The sequence below is a fragment of the Streptomyces sp. SirexAA-E genome (genome assembly GCF_000177195.2).
GTDB lineage: Bacteria > Actinomycetota > Actinomycetes > Streptomycetales > Streptomycetaceae > Streptomyces > Streptomyces flavovirens.
On the sequence record NC_015953.1, the window covers coordinates 6,101,813 to 6,121,352 of the forward strand.

General features: G+C 73.2%; 15 protein-coding genes. 13 read left to right on the top strand and 2 right to left on the bottom strand.

Going from position 1 to position 19,540, the window contains the following annotated elements; genetic code table 11:
• Positions 1-129 precede the first annotated feature (129 nt).
• Positions 130-915 carry a GntR family transcriptional regulator gene (locus SACTE_RS26840; protein ID WP_014049160.1) on the top strand — a complete coding sequence of 262 codons (786 nt, stop codon included), beginning with the start codon at positions 130-132 and terminating at the stop codon, positions 913-915.
• A gap of 172 nt (positions 916-1,087) precedes the next feature.
• Here the strand turns inward: SACTE_RS26840 and SACTE_RS26845 are convergent, their stop codons facing one another.
• Together SACTE_RS26845 and SACTE_RS26850 are read right to left on the bottom strand one after the other, a co-directional pair.
• Positions 1,088-1,870: a hypothetical protein gene (locus tag SACTE_RS26845; RefSeq protein ID WP_026359092.1), complete on the bottom strand. Its 783-nt coding sequence runs from the start codon at positions 1,868-1,870 to the stop codon at positions 1,088-1,090.
• 183 nt (positions 1,871-2,053) lie between these two features.
• Positions 2,054-3,910: a PucR family transcriptional regulator ligand-binding domain-containing protein gene (locus SACTE_RS26850; RefSeq protein WP_014049162.1), complete on the bottom strand. Its 1,857-nt coding sequence runs from the start codon at positions 3,908-3,910 to the stop codon at positions 2,054-2,056.
• Between the two features lie 318 nt (positions 3,911-4,228).
• On the opposite strand from SACTE_RS26850, the gene SACTE_RS26855 reads away from it, so the two are divergent.
• From SACTE_RS26855 to SACTE_RS26915, 12 genes are all read left to right on the top strand, one after another.
• Positions 4,229-5,119 carry an FAD binding domain-containing protein gene (locus SACTE_RS26855; protein WP_014049163.1) on the top strand — a complete coding sequence of 297 codons (891 nt, stop codon included), beginning with the start codon at positions 4,229-4,231 and terminating at the stop codon, positions 5,117-5,119.
• A 2-nt stretch (positions 5,120-5,121) separates the two neighbouring features.
• Positions 5,122-5,718: a (2Fe-2S)-binding protein gene (locus SACTE_RS26860; RefSeq protein WP_014049164.1), complete on the top strand. Its 597-nt coding sequence runs from the start codon at positions 5,122-5,124 to the stop codon at positions 5,716-5,718.
• A gap of 2 nt (positions 5,719-5,720) precedes the next feature.
• Complete coding sequence (locus tag SACTE_RS26865; RefSeq protein ID WP_026359091.1) at positions 5,721-8,138, top strand: molybdopterin cofactor-binding domain-containing protein; 2,418 nt, start codon at positions 5,721-5,723, stop codon at positions 8,136-8,138.
• Positions 8,139-8,298: 160 nt separating this feature from the next.
• On the top strand, positions 8,299-9,756 hold the full coding sequence (locus tag SACTE_RS26870; protein ID WP_014049166.1) for an NCS2 family permease: 1,458 nt from the start codon (positions 8,299-8,301) through the stop codon (positions 9,754-9,756).
• A 41-nt stretch (positions 9,757-9,797) separates the two neighbouring features.
• Positions 9,798-10,937, top strand: coding sequence for an XdhC/CoxI family protein (locus SACTE_RS26875; protein ID WP_014049167.1), 1,140 nt, complete (start codon positions 9,798-9,800; stop codon positions 10,935-10,937).
• A 95-nt stretch (positions 10,938-11,032) separates the two neighbouring features.
• Positions 11,033-14,797: a S8 family serine peptidase gene (locus SACTE_RS26885; RefSeq protein ID WP_078492663.1), complete on the top strand. Its 3,765-nt coding sequence runs from the start codon at positions 11,033-11,035 to the stop codon at positions 14,795-14,797.
• Between the two features lie 243 nt (positions 14,798-15,040).
• On the top strand, positions 15,041-15,343 hold the full coding sequence (locus tag SACTE_RS26890; protein ID WP_014049169.1) for an urease subunit gamma: 303 nt from the start codon (positions 15,041-15,043) through the stop codon (positions 15,341-15,343).
• Complete coding sequence (locus tag SACTE_RS26895) at positions 15,340-15,681, top strand: urease subunit beta (RefSeq protein WP_014049170.1); 342 nt, start codon at positions 15,340-15,342, stop codon at positions 15,679-15,681. The genes SACTE_RS26890 and SACTE_RS26895 overlap by 4 nt, the downstream gene beginning before the upstream one ends.
• Positions 15,669-17,372 (top strand): urease subunit alpha, encoded by a 1,704-nt coding sequence (locus tag SACTE_RS26900; RefSeq protein WP_014049171.1) that lies wholly within the window; start codon positions 15,669-15,671, stop codon positions 17,370-17,372. The genes SACTE_RS26895 and SACTE_RS26900 overlap by 13 nt, the downstream gene beginning before the upstream one ends.
• On the top strand, positions 17,372-18,037 hold the full coding sequence (locus SACTE_RS26905) for an urease accessory UreF family protein (protein ID WP_014049172.1): 666 nt from the start codon (positions 17,372-17,374) through the stop codon (positions 18,035-18,037). Before SACTE_RS26900 ends, SACTE_RS26905 begins: the two co-directional genes overlap by 1 nt.
• Positions 18,030-18,746 carry an urease accessory protein UreG gene (gene ureG / locus SACTE_RS26910; RefSeq protein WP_014049173.1) on the top strand — a complete coding sequence of 239 codons (717 nt, stop codon included), beginning with the start codon at positions 18,030-18,032 and terminating at the stop codon, positions 18,744-18,746. Before SACTE_RS26905 ends, ureG begins: the two co-directional genes overlap by 8 nt.
• On the top strand, positions 18,743-19,495 hold the full coding sequence (locus tag SACTE_RS26915) for an urease accessory protein UreD (protein ID WP_014049174.1): 753 nt from the start codon (positions 18,743-18,745) through the stop codon (positions 19,493-19,495). Before ureG ends, SACTE_RS26915 begins: the two co-directional genes overlap by 4 nt.
• Positions 19,496-19,540: the final 45 nt, after the last annotated feature.

Below are 19,540 nucleotides of genomic sequence, written 5' to 3' on the forward strand. Positions count from 1 at the left end.
ATCAGGATCGTCTACAGGTAAGCCTTACCTTACCCGAAGCGATCGGTGTTTGAACTGCGGCCTGCTCCGCCTATCGTGCACAAGGGGCCGGGCCCACGCGAGCCGGGCCCGCCAGCGCGAGGAGGACCGGTGGAGCAGGGCAGCAGGCGTGAGGGCGAACGGCCACCGGTGCCGTGCGCGTCCGTGGCCGGCCGGTCTCCCGGAGGCCGGGCCCGGACCCTGGCGGCAGCCGCCCGGGTGCCGGAACAGGCGCGCGGCGAGCACACCCACGGCGAGCCCTCCGCGCCCCGGGCGGTGCAGCGGCACTCGGTGCGCGGCCAGATCCTGGAGGCGCTGCGGGCCGCCCTGGTGGGCGGCGAGCTGGTCCCCGGTCAGGTCTACTCCGCCCCCGCCCTCGGGGCCCGCTTCGGTGTCTCCGCCACACCGGTGCGTGAGGCGATGCAGCAGCTGGCGCGGGAAGGCGCGGTGGAGGTCGTGCCGAACCGGGGCTTCCGGGTCAGCGAACGCGGCCCGCGCGAGCTCGCCGAGCTGGCCGAGGTCCGCGCGCTCGTCGAGGTACCGGTGTGGCTGCGGCTGGCCCGCGCCGTCCCGGCCGGCCGCTGGGTCCTGCTGCGCCCACTGGCCCAGGCCACGGCCGCGGCGGCCCGGACCGGCGATCCGGCGAACTACGCGGAGTGCGACCGGGCCTTCCACCGGGCGGTCCTCGCGCTCTCCGGCAACGAGCAACTGGTGGCGGTCGCCGACGACCTCCACCGCCGGTCCCAGTGGCCCCTGGCCGGTGGCCCCGTCGGCCGCCCGGCGGACCTGTCGGCCGACGCCGCCGAGCACATCGCGCTCCTGGACGCCCTCGTCGCCCGCGACCTGACCGCCGCGCAGTCCCTGGTGCGTGCGCACTTCGCCGCGACGGAGGACTGAGCGGCGCCGGGACCGGTCCGGTCCCACGGCCGTGATCCGCGCGGGGCAGGGTGTGCCCTCGGCCGTCCGCGGCCCCGGCCGCCCGCCCTGTCCCTCTCCGGTGCCCGAGCGGACCGACGCGAAGTGGAAGCCTGGGAGCGGGCGGAAGGCCGGACCTGAGGGCCCGTCGGGCTCAGTTCGCCTCCACGGTCTCCGGGGCCGGCGGTTCCAGACGGGGGGCCAGCCAGGTCGGGACGCCGCCCAGCAGCCGGAACAGCCGCCCCGCCTCGGCGCGCAGCCGGGCCGCCTCGGGACCGGTCTCCGTGTCGGCGAGCGAGATGAGGGCCGGCGCGGTGCCCACCAGGTAGCCCAGCTCCTCCCTTATCCGCAGCGACTCCGTGAAGCCGTGCCGCGCCTCGGCGAGTTCGCCCTCGCGCAGGGCGAGCGAGGCCAGGTGCCGCCAGGTGAACGAGAGCAGGAGCTCGTCCCCCTGGGCGGTGGCCCCGGCGTGCGCCCTGCGATAGGCGGCGCGGGCCGACTGGGGCGCGTCGGCGATGTTCTGCGCGATCAGCCCCCGCCGGAAGTCCAGCAGCGGACGGCCGGGCGCCGCCGGGGGGAGCAGGGCCGCCGCGCGGCTCAGCGCCACACTCGCCTCGTCGGCCCTGTCCCGGGCGCCCAGCAGGGTCGAGGCGTACGCGAGGTAGCCGCGCTCACAGGCTGCCGCGCCGCGCTCGATGTCGTCGTGGGCGAGCGCCTCGGCGGTGCGCAGCGCGTCCTCGGCGTCCGTCCAGCCGGCCCCCGTGTACAGACACCGCTCGGTCAGCAGCGACGTCCGCTGGAGGGCGGCGGCGGGATCGGCGGACGCCTGGGGTTCGAGCAGCGCGGCCGCGTCGGTCCAGCAGGCTCGTGAGCGGAGCCGCCACACCGCCGTCTGGAGCGGCGGATCGTCATCGGCTGTCGTTCCGGAACCAGACATGGCGGTATGCGCCACATTGCCCTCCCCGAGCGCGCCATCGAGCTGTGGAGGTCGGCCGGCTCGTCCCGCCGGTCGGCCTGAGTCTGCGCGCATCTCAGCACGGAATGGCACGCCGGGCCAAGGGGTGGGGACCATGTCAGGTGAAAGATTTCACAATCGACCTGGGTGCTGGCGCCCCCGGGATCAGCTCATACGCAGGGCGAGGAAGAAGTCGAGCTTGTCCTCGAGGCGCGAAAGATCGCGTCCCGTCAACTGCTCGATACGTCCGACGCGATAGCGCAGCGTGTTGACGTGCAGGTGCAGCCGGGCCGCGCAGCGGGTCCAGGAGCCGTCGCAGTCGAGGAAGGCCTCCAGGGTCTCGATGAGTTCCGCCCGGTGGCGCCGGTCGTACTCGCGCAAGGGGTCCAGGAGTCGCGCGGTGAACGCCCGCCGCACGTCGTCCGGGACGAAGGGCAGCAGCAGGACGTGCGAGGCGAGCTCGTGGTGCCCGGCGGCGCAGACCCGGCCCGGCCGGGCGGCGGCGACCCGGCGTGCGTGCCTGGCCTCCTCCAGGGCGCCGCGCAGCCCCTCCGCCGAGTGCACGGCGGCGCTGACACCCAGTGTCAGGCGGCCGTCGTCCGCGAGTCCGGCGGAGAGCGGGGCGCGGACGGCCGCGACGAGGACGTCGGCGTGCAGCGCGGTGTCCCGCGCCCCGGCGGCCGTGGCCGCGGCGCCTTCGGGCCCTCGGGAGGCGTCCGTGTCCTGCCCGGCCGACCCGGAGGCCACGGACGTGCCGACCGCGTCCTGCCGCGATCCGGGCCCCTTCGATCTCGCGGACGCCGTGCCCTCCCCGGGCCCGTCCGGTACGCCGGACGCGGCGCCCGCCGGGGCCGGGCCGACGCCTGGCAGCGGGACGAGGGCGACGGCCTCCCCGCCCGAGTGCGCGACGGCGATCCGGTCGGCGGAGTCGGGCCCCGTGACCGCCGGGTCGACCAGGATCTCCTCCAACAGCGCCTGTGCGGCCCGGCCGGCCTCCGCCTCCGCTGCGGCGTCCGCGCCCTGCGGGTCCCATTCGACCCGGGCCACGACCACCTGCCAGTGCGGAGCCGTGTCGAGCCCGGGAAGCAGGACCGGCGCGGCCACCCGGAGCCGTGCCGAGATCTCCGCCGGGGCGGCACCCGCCTGGACCAGCTCCAGGATCTCCTGGGCGAGCCTGCGGCGTACCGTGCGGGCGGCGTCGCGGCGGTCGCGCTCCACCGCGATGAGCTGGGTGACCCCCTGGAGCAGGTCGAGGCGGGCCGGCGGCCAGTCGCCCGCGTCGGCCTCCACGGCCAGCAGCCAGTCGCAGAGCACCGACTCGCGTACGTCCCGGAACGCCCCCGGCACCGGGCCCCGGCCGCTGTGGATCGGGAACAGCGAGTACGTCGTACCGTCCGCCTGCGCCCGGTGGGGGCCCCGGCGGCCGGTGCGGGTCGCCGCGAGGTGCTGCCCGGCCAGGGCCGCGCCGACGGGGGCGGACAGCGGTTCGCCCGCTCCGGCGATCTGACGGCCGGTCGGGGACAGCACCCACGCCCGCAGGTCCAGGTCGGAGGTGAGCAGGTCCAGGACCACCTCGGGGCCGCCACCCGCCGGGCCCGAGGTCATCAGCCGGCGGTGCCGGTCCACGACCGCGGCGAGGTCGCCGGCCCGCTCGCCGGAGACCTGGCGGACGACGTACTCGGTGATCGTGGCGAACGCCACCGTCTCGTGCACGGCGAAGAGCGGCAGCCGGTGCCGCAGACAGGCCTCGACGAGGTCGTCGGGTACCGCGCCGAGCTCCGCCTCGCCCGCCGCCAGACCCGCGACCCCGGCGCCCGCCATGATCCGCACGAACGGCTCGGAGTCCGAGGCGTCCCGGCGCCACGCCAGTCCCGTGAGCACCAGCTCACCCCCGGACAGATACCGGCTGGGGTCGCGCAGGTCGGTCGTCATGACGCCCCGGACCGTGCGGTCCAGCTCGTCCTCGCCGCCGAGCAGCCGCAGGCCCAGCGCCTCGTTGTCCAGCAGTGCGCGCAGCCGCATCGTCGAAAGCCGCCGTTCTTCTTCGTCGGTGAGTGGTTGGCAGGTGGGGGAGCAGGTGAGGGAAAAGGGAGGGGCAAGGGGGTGCGGGGGCATCGGCCGATACCTGTGAATTGCGGTGAGGTTACCGATACCCGCCATTCGTTCGAATCTACAAGACACGGACGGGGACCAGCCAATTCCTTCATGGTTTCGGTGACTGCACCGAGTGGAGCAAGGCTTGTGTACTGGGCCACACACCGCGTCAACAACACAGGAACGAACCGCAGGGCCGGCCGTCCCCGCCCCAGCCGAACGACCCGATCGAGAAGAAGAGAGCCCATGGACTTCCTTCGCCCCGCCAGCTGGGAGGAGGCGCTCGCCGCCAAGGCCGCGCATCCGACGGCTGTGCCCATCGCGGGTGGCACCGATGTGATGGTCGAGATCAACTTCGACCACCGACGGCCCGAGTACCTGCTGGACCTGAACCGCGTCGGCGAGCTGTCCGCGTGGGAGGTGGGCCAGGACACCGTACGCCTCGGCGCCTCCGTACCGTACAGCGCGATCATGGAGCACCTGCGGGCCGAGCTGCCCGGGCTGGCGCTCGCCTCGCACACCGTCGCCTCGCCGCAGATCCGCAACCGCGGCGGCGTCGGCGGCAACCTGGGCACCGCCTCACCCGCCGGGGACGCCCATCCGGCGCTGCTCGCGGCCGGTGCCGAGGTCGAGGCCGTCTCCGTGCGCGGCACCCGGATGATCCCCGTCGACGCCTTCTACACCGGGGTCAAGCGCAACGCCCTCGCCGAGGACGAGCTGATCCGGGCGGTCCACGTCAAGAAGGCCGACGGGCCGCAGCAGTTCTCCAAGGTCGGCACCCGCAACGCCATGGTCATCGCCGTCTGCGCCTTCGGGCTCGCCCTGCACCCGGAGACCCGCACCGTACGCACCGGCATCGGCTCCGCCGCCCCGACCCCGGTCCGGGCCAAGGAGGCCGAGGAGTTCCTGAACGCCGCGCTGGACGAGGGCGGGTTCTGGGAGAACGGCAAGATCATCACCCCGTCCGTGGCCAAGCAGTTCGCCCAGCTGGCCTCCGGGGCGTGCAATCCCATCGACGACGTACGGGGGACCGCCGCCTACCGCCGGCACGCCGTCGGCATCATGGCCCGCCGCACGCTGGGCTGGACCTGGGAGCAGTACCGCGGCACGCGCCGCCCCCTCGAAGGAGCTGCCTGATCATGCGCGTCAACTTCACGGTCAACGGCCGCCCGCAGGAGGCCGACGACGTCTGGGAGGGTGAGTCCCTCCTCTACGTCCTGCGCGAGCGGATGGGCCTGCCGGGCTCCAAGAACGCCTGTGAGCAGGGCGAATGCGGTTCCTGTACGGTCCGTCTGGACGGCGTGCCGGTCTGTTCCTGCCTGGTCGCCGCCGGCCAGGCCGAGGGCCGCGAGGTCGTCACCGTCGAGGGCCTCGCCGACTACGCCCGGCACCGGGCCGGCGCCCACCCCGGCACCGGCTGCGCCGCCGGGAGCTGCGGCACCTCCCTCGACGCCGCCCAGCGGTGGCAGGCCGGGCCCACCGACGCGCGGAGCGCCGACGCGGCCGAACTCTCCCCCATCCAGCAGGCGTTCATCGACGCCGGCGCCGTGCAGTGCGGTTTCTGCACCCCCGGGCTGCTGGTCGCCGCCGACGAGCTGCTGGAGACGCGGCCCTCCCCGTCCGACCAGGACATCCGCGAGGCGCTCTCCGGCAACCTCTGCCGCTGCACCGGCTACGAGAAGATCCTCGACGCGGTCCGCCTCGCGGCCGCCCGTCAGGAAGAGACGGTGCGATGACCATGGCGCAGCACCCACGGGCCGCGTCCGTACCGGCCGGCACCCCGACCAAGATCACCCAGGGCTCGAAGAGCCCGGGCGGCATCGGCGAGTCCACCCTGCGCCCCGACGGCACCCTCAAGGTCACCGGGGAGTTCGCGTACTCCTCGGACATGTGGCACGAGGACATGCTGTGGGGCCACACGCTCCGCTCCACCGTCGCGCACGCCGAGATCACCTCGATCGACATCGGCGAGGCACTGGCCACCCCGGGCGTCTACGCCGTCCTGACCTACGACGACCTGCCCGCCGAGACGAAGAACTACGGGCTGGAGATCCAGGACACCCCCGTCCTCGCCCACGGCAAGGTGCGCCACCACGGCGAACCGGTGGCCCTCGTCGCCGCCGACCACCCCGAGACGGCCCGGCGCGCCGCCGCGAAGATCCGTATCGCCTACACGGACCTGCCGGTGATCACGGACGAGGCGTCCGCCACCGCGCCCGACGCGGTCCTGGTCCACGAGGGCCGCACCGACCACCACATCGGGCACGTCCCGCACCCCAACATCGTCCACCGCCAGCCCGTCGTCCGGGGTGACGCCGACGCGGCCGCCGCACGCGCCGACGTGATCGTCACCGGCGACTACGTCTTCGGGATGCAGGACCAGGCCTTCCTCGGCCCCGAGTCCGGTCTCGCCGTGCCGTCCGAGGACGGCGGGGTCGAGCTGTACGTCGCCACCCAGTGGCTGCACTCCGACCTCCGGCAGATCGCGCCCGTCCTCGGACTGCCCGAGGACAAGGTCCGCATGACGCTCTCCGGTGTCGGCGGCGCCTTCGGCGGCCGCGAGGACCTGTCGATGCAGATCCACGCCTGTCTGCTGGCGCTGCGCACCGGCAAGCCGGTCAAGATGGTCTACAACCGCTTCGAGTCCTTCTTCGGCCACGTCCACCGGCACCCGGCGAAGCTGCACTACGAGCACGGCGCCACCAAGGACGGCAAGCTCACCCACATGAAGTGCCGGATCGTCCTGGACGGCGGCGCCTACGCCTCCGCCTCCCCGGCCGTCGTCGGCAACGCCTCCTCGCTCGCCGTGGGACCGTACGCCGTCGAGGACGTCGACATCGAGGCGATCGCCCTCTACTCCAACAACCCTCCCTGCGGCGCCATGCGCGGCTTCGGCGCGGTCCAGGCGTGCTTCGCCTACGAGGCCCAGATGGACAAGCTCGCCGCCGCGCTGGACATGGACCCCGTCGAACTGCGTCAGCTCAACGCCATGGAGCAGGGCACCCTGCTCCCCACCGGCCAGCGTGTCGACTCGCCGGCCCCGGTCGCCGAACTCCTGCGCCGCGTCAAGGCCAGGCCGCTGCCGCCCGAGCAGCAGTGGCTCTCGGCGGACGCGGAGGGCAGCTCCGTCGACGTACGCGCACTGCCCGGCGGGCTCTCCAACACCACGCACGGCGAGGGGGTCGTGCGCGGCGTCGGGTACGCCGTCGGACTGAAGAACGTCGGCTTCTCGGAGGGGTTCGACGACTACTCCACGGCCCGGGTGCGCATGGAGGTCATCAACGGTGAACCCGTCGCCACCGTGCACACCGCGATGGCCGAGGTCGGACAGGGCGGCGTCACGGTCCACGCCCAGATCGCGCGTACCGAGCTGGGGGTCAGCCAGGTCACCATCCACCCGGCCGACACCCAGGTCGGCTCGGCCGGCTCCACCTCCGCCTCCCGGCAGACCTACGTCACCGGCGGCGCCGTGAAGAACTCCTGCGAGGCCGTCCGCGAACGGGTCCTGGAGATCGGCCGCCGCAGGCTCGGCACCTACCACCCGGCCTGGGCGACCGCCGAACTCCTCCTGGAGGGCGGCAAGGTCGTCACCGACGGCGGCGAGGTGCTCGCCTCCATCGCCGACGTCCTCCAGGACGAGGCGGTCGACATCGAGCAGGAGTGGCGCCACCGGCCCACCGAAGCCTTCGACCTGCGCACCGGACAGGGCAACGGCCACGTCCAGTACTCCTTCGCCGCCCACCGCGCGGTGGTGGAGGTCGACACCGAGCTCGGCCTGGTCAAGGTCATCGAGCTGGCGTGCGCCCAGGACGTCGGCAAGGCCCTCAACCCGCTCTCGGTCCAGGGCCAGATCCAGGGCGGCACCACCCAGGGGCTGGGCGTCGCCGTCATGGAGGAGATCCTCGTCGACCCGAAGACCGCGAAGGTGCGCAACCCCTCCTTCACGGACTATCTGATCCCCACGATCCTCGACACGCCGACCATCCCGGTCGACGTGCTCGAACTCGCCGACGACCACGCCCCGTACGGGCTGCGCGGCATCGGCGAGGCCCCGACCCTGTCGTCCACCCCGGCCGTCCTCGCGGCGATCCGGAACGCGACCGGGCTGGAGCTGAACAAGACACCGGTGCGCCCCGAGCACATCACCGGTACCTGAGAAGGGCCCTGGGCGGGGCGTGTCCACACGCCCCGCCTCCACCTGCAAGAACAGTTCGCCTCGGGCCGTCCCCCGGGTCGTGCGCCTCGCAGTCATCCCAAATCCCGCAATCACGACAGCTCCACGCGGGTGCCCCTGTGAACCTTGGGAGTCAGGCAACATGACCCAGCAGTCAGTGGAACCCAGGACGAGTGCGGAGGACGCGGGCCCCGGCTCGCGCGTCCCCGCGGGACGGTCCTGGCTCGACCGGTACTTCCACATATCCGACAGAGGATCGACCGTCGCGCGCGAGGTGCGCGGCGGCGTCACGACCTTCATGGCCATGGCGTACATCCTCCTGCTCAACCCGCTCATCCTGGGCGGCCAGGACGTGGACGGCCATCTGCTCGGCCGGTCCGGGCTGATCACCGCCACCGCGCTGGCCGCGGCGGCCACCACCCTGCTCATGGGCTTCGTCGGCAAGGTGCCCCTGGCGCTCGCCGCCGGGCTGAGCGTCTCCGGGGTGCTCGCCTCGCAGGTCGCCCCGGCCATGAGCTGGCCGCAGGCCATGGGCATGTGCGTGGTCTACGGCGTGGTGATCTGCCTGCTGGTCGTCACCGGGCTGCGTGAGCTGATCATGAACGCGATCCCGCTCGCGCTCAAGCACGGCATCACCATCGGCATCGGCCTGTTCATCGCGCTCATCGGCCTCTACAAGGCCGGCTTCGTCCACCAGGGCACGGCGACCCCGCTCTCCCTCGGACCCACCGGCGAACTGGCCGGCTGGCCCGTCCTGATCTTCGGCGTGACCCTGCTGCTGATCTTCATGCTCCAGGCGCGGAACGTCCCCGGCGCGATCCTGATCGGCATCGTCGCCGGGACCCTCGCGGCCGTCGTCGTCAACGCCGTCGTCGACATCGACCCGAAGTCCTGGAGCAGCGGGCCGCCCGAGCTCAGCGGCGGGGCGGTCTCCGCACCGGACTTCTCGCTCTTCGGGGACGTCGAGTTCGGCGGCTGGGGCGACGTCGGCGTGATGACGGTCGGCCTGATCGTCTTCACCCTGGTGCTGGCCGGCTTCTTCGACGCGATGGCCACCATCATCGGGGTGGGCACGGAGGCGAACCTCGCCGACGACAAGGGCCGGATGCCGGGTCTGTCGAAGGCGCTGTTCATCGACGGCGCCGGCGGCGCGATCGGCGGTGTCGCCGGAGGCTCCGGGCAGACCGTCTTCGTGGAGTCGGCCACCGGGGTCGGCGAGGGCGCCCGCACCGGACTCGCCTCCGTCGTCACCGGGCTCTTCTTCGCCGCCTGCCTCTTCTTCACCCCGCTCACCGCGATCGTGCCGGCCGAGGTGGCCTCCGCCGCCCTGGTCGTCATCGGCGCCATGATGATGCAGAACGCCCGGCACGTGGACTGGGGCGACCGCTCCGTCGCCGTCCCGGTCTTCCTCACCGTGGTCCTGATGCCGTTCACGTACACCATCACCACCGGGGTGGCCGCGGGCGTCGTCTCGTACACCGCGATCAAGACCGCCCAGGGCCGGGCCCGCGACGTCGGCGCCTTCATGTGGGTCCTGACGTTCGTCTTCCTCGTCTACTTCGCCCTGCACCCGATCGAGAGCTGGCTCGGCGTCAGCTGAGCTCCCGCCGCCCTCCGCACCCCGTCAGAAGGAGACACGCCATGCTGGACATCGCCGAAGAGCTCCACCGGTGGGTCGGGCAGGGCCGCGCGTTCGCCGTGGCCACCGTCGTGGCGGTCGGAGGCAGCGCGCCCCGGCAGCCGGGCGCCGCGCTCGCCGTCGACAGCGACGGCACGGCGATCGGCTCGGTCTCCGGCGGGTGTGTGGAGGGCGCGGTGTACGAGCTGTGCCGCCAGGCGCTCCTCGACGGCAGCCCCGTGCGGGAGCGCTTCGGCTACAGCGACGACGACGCGTTCGCGGTCGGGCTGACCTGCGGAGGCGTCATCGACATCCTGGTCACACCGGTGCGCGCGGACGACCCCGCGCGCCCGGTGTACGCCGCCGCGTTCGCCGCCGCGACCGGCGGCAGGGCGGCGGCGGTCGCCCGCGTCACCGAGGGCCCCGAGGCCCTGCTCGGCCGCCCGCTGCTGGTCCGCCCCGACGGCGGTCACGAGGGCGGGCTCGGCGGACATCCCGACCTGGACCGCACCGCCGCGGCCGAGGCCCGCGCCCTGCTGGACGCGGGCCGCACCGCGACGGTCGTCATCGGTGCCGAGGGCTCGCGCTGCGGCAGCCCGGTCACCCTGCTCGTCGAGTCGAGCGTTCCGCCGCCCCGCATGATCGTCTTCGGCGCCATCGACTTCGCCGCCGCCCTGGTCCGGGCCGGCCGGTTCCTCGGCTACCACGTCACGGTCTGCGACGCCCGTCCCGTCTTCGCCACGGCCGCCCGCTTCCCGGACGCCCACGAGGTCGTCGTCGACTGGCCGCACCGCTACCTCGCGTCCACCGATGTGGACGCCCGCACGGCGCTCTGCGTCCTCACCCACGACGCCAAGTTCGACATCCCGCTGCTGGAACTGGCCCTGCGGCTGCCGGTCGGCTACGTCGGCGCGATGGGCTCGCGCCGCACCCATCTGGAACGCAACGAGAGGCTGCGCGAGGCGGGGGTCGCCGAACACCGGCTGGCCGCGCTCCACTCGCCGATCGGACTGGACCTCGGCGCCCGTACCCCCGAGGAGACCGCCCTGTCGATCGTGGCCGAGATCGTCGCCGGCCGGCGCGGGGGGAGCGGGGTGCCGTTGCGGGGCGCGCACACCCCGATCCATCACGGGGACACGGCACCGCTCGCCTCGGTGGCCTGAGCAACGGCGCCGATTCCAGGGCGGGTTACCGCCACGGCGGCTTCACGCCAGACATGGACCGTTCGCCGCGCCGCAATTGCCGGTAGATCAGCTCCATGACATTTTCCCCCTCCTCCGTCTCCGGCAGGGCGAGACCCGCTCGCGCCGGGCGCAGGGCTCTGCTCGTGGCGACCGCGGTCGCCCTCGTGAGCGGTGTCATGCTCCCCGCCGCCGGATCCGCCACCGCCGCCGGACCCGCCGCCCCCCGGCCGCACACCCTGGACGACCGCCACCGGCCGCCGACCGAGAGCCACGACATCACCCTGGTCACCGGGGACGTCGTGCACTACGTGGACGGGCCGGGCGCCCAGGACACCGTCACCGTCGACCGCCCCGACGGCGCGTCGGGCGGTGTCCGGGTGCGGCAGGCGGGCGACGAGCTGTACGTCCTGCCCGACGAGGCCACCACGCTGCTCGCGGCCGGGAAGCTCGACCGGCGGCTGTTCAACGTCACCGCCCTGGTGAAGATGGGCTACGACGACGCGGCCACCGACGGCATCCCGCTGATCGCCACCTACCCGGCGAGCAAGGCCAGGACGCTGCCCGCCGCCCCGCGCGGCGCCACGAGGGTCCGCACCCTGGAGTCCGTCAACGGCGCGGCCCTGCACGCGGGCAAGGACACCGCACGCACCTTCTGGAGCGACATCGCCCGTACGGAGAAGGCCCGTTCGCTGGACAACGGGATAGCCCGGCTGTGGCTCGACGGCCGCTCCGAGGCCCTGCTCAAGGACTCCGTGCCGCAGGTCCGTGCCCCGGAGGCCTGGGCCGCCGGGTTCGACGGCAAGGGCGTCAAGGTCGCCGTCCTGGACACCGGTATCGACGCCGACCACCCGGACGTCAAGGACCGCGTCCTCGCCTCCAGGAGCTTCGTGCCCGGCGAGGAGGTCGACGACAAGAACGGCCACGGCACCCACGTCGCCTCCACCATCGCGGGTTCCGGCGCCGCCTCGCAGGGCGCCAACAAGGGCGTCGCGCCCGGCGCCGGACTGCTCGTGGGCAAGGTCCTCGGCGACGAGGGCTCGGGTGCCGACTCGGGCATCATCGAGGCGATGGAGTGGGCGAAGGCCGAGGGTGCCGACGTCGTCTCCATGAGCCTGGGCTCGCCGGTGCCCGACGACGGCTCCGACCCCATGTCCCTGGCCGTGGACGCGCTCTCCGTGGACGGCGGCCCGCTGTTCGTGATCGCCGCGGGCAACGCGTACGGCGCGGGCACCATCGGATCGCCCGGATCGGCCGAGGCGGCGCTCACCGTCGCCGCCGTCGACAAGAGCGACGACCGCGCGGACTTCTCGTCGATGGGTCCCCTCGTCGGCACGTACGGCCTGAAGCCGGACCTGTCCGCGCCCGGTGTCGACATCGACGCCGCCGCCTCGCAGTCGGTCCCCGGCGTCCAGGGCATGTACCAGTCGATGTCCGGTACGTCGATGGCGACCCCGCACGTGGCCGGCGCCGCCGCGATCCTGAAGCAGCGCCACCCCGACTGGTCGGGCGAGCGCGTCAAGGACGCGCTGATGAGCACCTCCGCGCGGCTGCCCGGCCGCACCCCGTACGAGCAGGGCACCGGACGGCTGGACGTGAAGGCGGCGATCGACACGACGATCGAGGCCACCGGTTCGGTCGAGGTCGCCTCGTACGCCTGGCCGCACAGCGCGGACGACCCGGTCGCCGAGCGCACCCTCACCTACCGCAACACGGGGGACGAGGACGTCACGCTCCACCTGGCCACCGACACGGACGCCGACGCCTACACGCTGTCGACGCCGACGCTGACCGTCCCCGCGGGCTCCACCGCCGAGGCCGTCCTCTCGCTGGACCCGGCGAAGGTCGCGAACGACACCCGGTTCTCCGGCCAGGTCGTGGCCACCGACGCCTCGGGCGCGGTCCTCGCGCACACCGGCTTCGCGCTGCAGAAGGAGCAGGAGCTCTACGACCTGACACTCCGGATCCGCGACCGCGCGGGCAGACCCGCGGACGGGCAGGTCGTCCTCGGCGCGCTCGGAGACCCGCAGCTCGGCGTCGTCCAGGTCTCCGGCGAGACCACCCTGCGGCTGCCCCCGGGCAACTACACCGCCTGGACCGCGGTGGACGTCGACGGCGACGCCGCCGACTCGAAGGGCCTCGCCTTCCTCGCCGCTCCCGAGACGATCCTGGACAAGGCCACCACCGTCACCCTCGACGCGTCCAAGGCCCGGAAGATCAGCGTTCGTACGCCCGAGGAGACCGAGACCCGGCAGCTGCGGTACGACATGGCGCGCACCTCCCCCGAGGGGGCCGTCCAGCGTGACGCGTACCAGATCCCGCTGATCTACGACCAGTTGTGGGCGAGCCCCACCAAGAAGGTCACCCAGGGCGGCTTCAGCTTCCTGACCCGCTGGCGCCAGGGGGAGGAGCTGATCGGCCTGACGGCCGACGGCGACGACATCCCGGTCACGGTCCAGGGCGGTTCGGTCGTCGCCGAGGACAGCGAGCGCAAGCTCACCGGTGTCTTCGTCGGTGACGGCGCCGCCGCCGACTACCGGGGCCGCAGCGTCAAGGGGAAGGCCGTCGTGGTCACCCGCAGCGACGCGGTCGCCCCCGCGGAGCGGATCGCCAACGCCCGCGCGGCCGGCGCACAGGCGCTCTTCGTCGTCAACGACGCCCGAGGAGTCCTGATGGAGAGCTACGCCCCCTACGGCGAGGAGACGGCGATCCCGGTCGCCTCCGTGCGCGCGGGCGCCGGGCGGGACCTGATCAGGGCGGCGCAGCGCGGCAGGAAGCTCGCCGTCGACCAGAAGAAGTTCGCCTCCTACGTCTACGACCTGGTGGACCGTCACGACGGAACCATCCCGGACCGCTCGCTGGCCTACGCGCCGAAGGCCCGGCAACTGGCGAAGGTGCAGAACACCTTCTACGGCCACCGGGCCACGCTCGGCGGCGGCTTCCGCTACGACATCCCCGAGTACGGACCGGGCATCGGCTTCGAGGAGTACGAGAAGTACCCCGGCACCCGCACCGAGTGGGCCACCCCGCTGCCGGGCGCCTCCTTCTGGTACGAGAACCACTCGGTGCTCGACGCGGAGACCGAGGCCACCGGGCACGAGATGCGCAGCGCCGAGCTGGACTACGAGGCGGGCCGGACCTACCGCGACGCGTGGTTCGCCCCGGTGGTCGGACCCCGGCTCGGCACCGGCTACTGGGGGCCGTTCCGTACCTCGTACAACGACGTGCAGTTCAACATCACGCCGTGGACCGACGGGAGCGAGGGCCACTCGGGCGCGATGCCCGAGGACGAGTACGACACCACCTCCTACGCCTTCTACCAGGGCGACACCCTGATCAAGAAGGGACCGGGCCGGGCCGGATACGCCTGGGACCTCTCGCCCGAGAGGCTCCCGTACCGCCTGGTCGTGGACTCGGAGCGGGACGGCGCCCTCTGGAAGACCTCGACGCGTACGCACACCGCGTGGGACTTCGTCTCGGGTGCGCTGCCGGACGGGACGGTGCAGGCCGACATCCCGATGCTCCAACCGCGCTACGACGTGGACACCGACCTGGCGGGCGACGTCAGGGCGGGCGGGTCCGTGGAGATCGGTCTGGAGGCCGGGACCCAGGCGTGGCTGGAGGGAGCCGTGAAGGCCACCCGGGCCTCGCTCTCGGTCAGTTACGACGACGGCGCCACCTGGACCGAGGTGAAGCTGCGCAAGAAGTCGTCGGGCACGTGGTCGGTCAAGCTGCGCACGCCCGCCAAGGGCGCGGCAGCGGTCTCGCTCAGGGCGCATGCCGAGGGACCGGGCGGACTGGCCGTCGACCAGGAGATCATCAGGGCCTTCGGTCTGAAGTGACCTGCTGAGAAGGTTCGGCGGAGGTGGTTCCGCATCCCGCGCGGGATGCGGAACCACCTCTTCCCGTGCGCCCCCGACGGATCGAAATATGCCTGCTTCGCCCGTATATGGCGGTCGATAACCCCAGAAAGGGACTTTTTGCGGTGCGGAGCGAGTTGCCAGGAGGCTCCTGAAAGGCTTATAAGAGGAGCGTGGTTCAGGCGCTTCCGGGAATTCCGGGAAATGCCGCCATGGAGGTTTCCCATGTTTCTAACTCCGTCCGACACGGAGAAATTGCTGCTGAGTGTTGCCGGAATGGTCGCCCGGGACCGGCGGGAGCGCGGTGTCCTGCTGAACTATCCGGAGGCCGTCGCCCTGCTCTCCTGCTGGGTCCTGGAACGGGCCCGTGAAGGTGCCCCCGTCCATGAGCTCATGACGACCGGGCGCGCCGTCCTCACCCGCTCCGACGTGCTCGAAGGCATCCCGGAGATGCTCCACGACGTCCAGGTCGAAGCGACCTTCCCCGACGGGCGCAAGCTCGTCACGATCACCTCCCCGATCCCGTGATCCCCGGCGAGATCCGGACCGGTTCCGGAATTCTGGAGATCAATGCGGGCCGGGAGATTCGAAGTGTCACCATGGTCAACGACGGAGACCGGCCCATTCAGATCGGCTCCCACTTCCATATGCCCGACGCCAATCCGGCCCTTTCCTTCGACCGTGCGCTCGCCGAGGGATTCCGTCTCGACATTCCCTCCGGGACGTCCCTGCGTTTCGAACCCGGAGTCGGAGCCGACGTCTCCCTGGTCGCGCTGGGCGGCCGGCGGAAGGTGCCCGGCCTCGTCCCGCGCACGGAGCCGGCCGCCGCCACCGCACCCGAGGAGGAGCCCCGATGGCACAGCTGACCCGTGCCGCCTACGCGGCGCTGTACGGCCCCACCACCGGCGACCGTGTCCGGCTCGCCGACACCGACCTGTGGATCGAGGTGGAGGAGGACCGCTGCTTCGGCGGCGACGAGGCCGTCTTCGGCGGAGGCAAGTCCATCCGCGAGTCGATGGCCCAGGCCACCACCTCCGGCGCCGACGGCGCGCTCGACCTCGTCGTCACCAACGCGGTCGTCCTCGACCACTGGGGGGTCGTCAAGGCCGACGTGGGCGTCCGCGCCGGACGGATCGTCGCCCTGGGCCGCTCCGGCAACCCCGACATCAGCGACGGCGTCCACCCTGACCTGGTCATCGGCCCCGGCACCGACGTCGTCTCCGGTGAGGGCCGCGTCCTCACCGCGGGAGCCGTCGACACCCACGTGCACTTCCTGATGCCGGAGACCCTCCACGAGGCGCTCGCCACCGGCACCACCACCGTGATCGGCGGCGGCACCGGCGCCTCCGAGGGATCCAAGGCCACCACCGTCACCCCGGGCACCTGGAACCTCGCGATGATGCACCGGTCCCTGGACCGGATCCCGCTCAACGTCATGCTCTTCGGCAAGGGCTCCACCGTCGGCGAGGACGGGCTGCGCGAGGCCGCGCTCGGCGGGGCCGGCGGCTACAAGGTCCACGAGGACTGGGGCGCGACGCCCGCCGCGATCGACGCCGCCCTGCGCGCCGCCGACACCTACGGACTCCAGGTCGCCCTGCACGCCGACAGCCTCAACGAGGCCGGCTACGTCGAGCGGACGCTCGCCGCGATCGGCGGACGCGGCATCCACGTGTTCCACGCCGAAGGCGCCGGCGGCGGCCACGCCCCCGACATCATCACCGTGGCCTCGCACCCCCACATCCTCCCGGCGTCCACCAACCCGACCCTCCCGCACACCGTCAACACCGTCGCCGAACACCTCGACATGCTGATGGTCTGTCACCACCTCAACCCCCGGGTGCCGGAGGACCTCGCCTTCGCCGAGTCCCGCATCCGGGCCACCACCATCGCCGCGGAGGACGTGCTGCACGACCTCGGCGCACTCTCCATCACCTCGTCCGACGCCCAGGCCATGGGGCGCGTCGGTGAAGTCATCAGCCGTACCTGGCAGGTGGCCCACGTGATGAAGCGGCGCTTCGGCGACCGGGGCACCCTGCTCGCCGCGGACAACGAACGCGCACGTCGCTATGTCGCCAAGTACACGATCTGCCCGGCCGTCGCCCACGGCATCGACCACGTCGTCGGTTCCGTCGAACCCGGCAAGCTCGCCGACCTGGTGCTGTGGGACCCGGCGTTCTTCGGGATCCGCCCGGCCGCGGTCATCAAGGGCGGCATGGTCGTCCACGCGCCCCTCGGCGACGCCAACGCGGCCATCCCCACCACCCAGCCCGTCCTGCTGCGCCGCACCGCCGCCGCCGGGGCCGCCCCGCACCTGTCGGTCAGCTTCGTCGCCCCGGCGGCCCTGGAGGACGGCCTCGCCGAACGCCTCGGCCTGGAACGCGAACTGGTGGCCGTCCGCCCCACCCGCCACCTGACCAAGGCGGACCTGCCGAACAACACGGCGCTGCCCGCCATCGACGTGGACCCCGAGACCTTCGCCATCCGCGTCGACGGCGACCTCGTCGAGCCCTCCCCGGCCACCGAACTGCCGCTCGCCCAGCGGTACAGCATGTTCTGATGGGCGCGCTCGGACCCCTGCTGCTCGCGGACGGCCGGCTCCCGGTCGGCGCGTACACCTACAGCGCCGGACTCGAACCGGCCGTCGCGGCGGGACTCACCCGCGAGCGGATCCCCGCCCTGCTGCGGGCCCGGCTGCGCACCACCGCCGTCACCGAGGCCGCCGCCGCCGTCCTCGCCCTGCGCGCGGCCGGCCGGGACCCGGTGGACTACGGACCCGTGCAGCACGCCCTCCAGGCCCGCACCCCGGCGGCCCCGCTGCGGGCGGCCTCGACCACGCTCGGCCGGGGCGTGCACCGGCTCGCCCGGCGGCTGGCCCCGGACCACCCCGCCGTACGGGGGCTCGCGACCGCGCACCCCCGGCCCCTGCGCCCGGTGGCGCTCGGCGCACTGGGGGCCGCGCTGGGGACGGGGGAGGAGGAACTGGCCTACGCCGTGGTCTACGACGAACTCCAGACCGTGACCTCCGCCGCGCTCAAGCTGCTGCCCGGCGACCCGCTCGACTCGGTCGCCTGGATCCTGGCCGCCGAACCGGACGCCGCCGACGCGGTGGCCACCGCCCTGGCGGTGACCACCCCGGACACCCTTCCCGCCCGGACCGCCCCGCTCACCGAGCAGTGGGCACTCGACCACGAACGAAGCGAACGGAGACTCTTCCTTGCCTGAGAACCAGAACCCCAACCAGCACTTCCACGAACCCCTCAACCAGCCCCGGGCCCTGCGCATCGGCGTCGCGGGACCGGTCGGCACCGGCAAGAGCTCCATCCTGGCCACGCTCTGCCGCACCCTGGCCGGTGAACTGTCCATGGCGGTCGTCACCAACGACATCTACACCGACGAGGACGCCCGCTTCCTGCGCTCCGCCGGGGTCCTGCCCACCGAGCGCATCCGCGCCGTGGAGACCGGCGCCTGCCCGCACACGGCGATCCGCGACGACGTCAGCGCCAATCTGGACGCCGTCGAGGATCTGGAGGAGGCCTACGGGCCGCTCGACCTGGTGCTCGTGGAGAGCGGCGGCGACAACCTCACCGCCACCTTCAGCCCGGCGCTCGCCGACGCGCAGATCTTCTGCATCGACGTCGCGGGCGGCGGCGACGTGGCGCGCAAGGGCGGCCCCGGCATCACCGGCGCCGACCTCCTCGTCGTCAACAAGACCGACCTCGCCCCGCACGTGGAGGTCGACGTGGCGGGCATGGTCACCGACGCGGAAGCGGTCCGGGGCGGCCTGCCGGTGCTCGCCCTGTCCAAGCACGACCCGTCCTCCGTCGCCGCTCTGGCCGACTGGGTGCGGTCGGTGCTCGCCCGGCACCGCGCCGGCAGCCACGTGCCCACCGACCCGGGACCGATGGCACCGCACAGCCACCCGCACCCGTGACGCGGCCGGACGTGGCGACCGTCGTCACGGTCCGCCGCGACGCCTCGGGGCGGGACGTGGCGAGCGAGCTGGCCCCCGGCACCTTCCTCGCCCCGCGCCCCCTGCTGCCCGCCGCCGACGGACTGCACCTCGCCCTGGTCGGCACCACGGCCGGTCTGCTCGCCGGCGACGACCTGCTGCTCCGGATCACCGTCGGGCCGGGCGCCCGGCTGCGCCTGCGGGAGCCGGCCGGGCTCGTCGCGTACGACCACCGGGGCGGCACCTCGTCCTGGCGGGCCGTGGTCGAGGTCGCCGAGGGCGGCGAACTGACCTGGGAATCCCAGCCGTTCGTCGTGTCCTCGGGCGCGGCGGTCACCCGGACGATGCAGGTCGCCCTGGCCCCCGGCGCCCGGATGCTCTGGCGCGACACCCTGGTCCTCGGCCGCTCCGGAGAACGCGGCGGCGGCGTCCGGGCCCTCACCCGCGCCGTCCACGGCGGCCGGGAACTGCTGGTCGAGGACCTCGACCTCACCGACCCGGACGTACGCGAACTCCCCGGCATCCTGGGACCCAACCGGATCGTCGGCGCCGTCACCGCCCTGGGGGCCGATCCCGGCGGCCCGCCCCACCCCTCGCGCATGGACCTGGCGGGCCCCGGCGCGCAGATCCGGCTGCTGGACACCCGGGCTCCGGCGGTGGACCGGGAACTGACGGCGGTCTGGCGGAGCTGGCGGGCGTCCTACGGCACGGTGCGGCGTACCGGTCCGTAGGACGCCGCACCGGCACGAGTCCCGCGGACCGCGCCGCCCTCGGGC

Coding starts and splice junctions, on each gene's coding strand:
- SACTE_RS26845 (WP_026359092.1), bottom strand. CDS start 1,870: ATGTCTGGTTCCGGAACGACAGCCGATGACGATCCGCCGCTCCAGACG.
- SACTE_RS26900 (WP_014049171.1), top strand. CDS start 15,669: ATGGCACAGCTGACCCGTGCCGCCTACGCGGCGCTGTACGGCCCCACC.
- SACTE_RS26850 (WP_014049162.1), bottom strand. CDS start 3,910: ATGCGGCTGCGCGCACTGCTGGACAACGAGGCGCTGGGCCTGCGGCTG.
- SACTE_RS26860 (WP_014049164.1), top strand. CDS start 5,122: ATGCGCGTCAACTTCACGGTCAACGGCCGCCCGCAGGAGGCCGACGAC.
- SACTE_RS26875 (WP_014049167.1), top strand. CDS start 9,798: ATGCTGGACATCGCCGAAGAGCTCCACCGGTGGGTCGGGCAGGGCCGC.
- SACTE_RS26865 (WP_026359091.1), top strand. CDS start 5,721: ATGGCGCAGCACCCACGGGCCGCGTCCGTACCGGCCGGCACCCCGACC.
- SACTE_RS26905 (WP_014049172.1), top strand. CDS start 17,372: ATGGGCGCGCTCGGACCCCTGCTGCTCGCGGACGGCCGGCTCCCGGTC.
- SACTE_RS26885 (WP_078492663.1), top strand. CDS start 11,033: ATGACATTTTCCCCCTCCTCCGTCTCCGGCAGGGCGAGACCCGCTCGC.
- SACTE_RS26855 (WP_014049163.1), top strand. CDS start 4,229: ATGGACTTCCTTCGCCCCGCCAGCTGGGAGGAGGCGCTCGCCGCCAAG.
- SACTE_RS26890 (WP_014049169.1), top strand. CDS start 15,041: ATGTTTCTAACTCCGTCCGACACGGAGAAATTGCTGCTGAGTGTTGCC.
- SACTE_RS26870 (WP_014049166.1), top strand. CDS start 8,299: ATGACCCAGCAGTCAGTGGAACCCAGGACGAGTGCGGAGGACGCGGGC.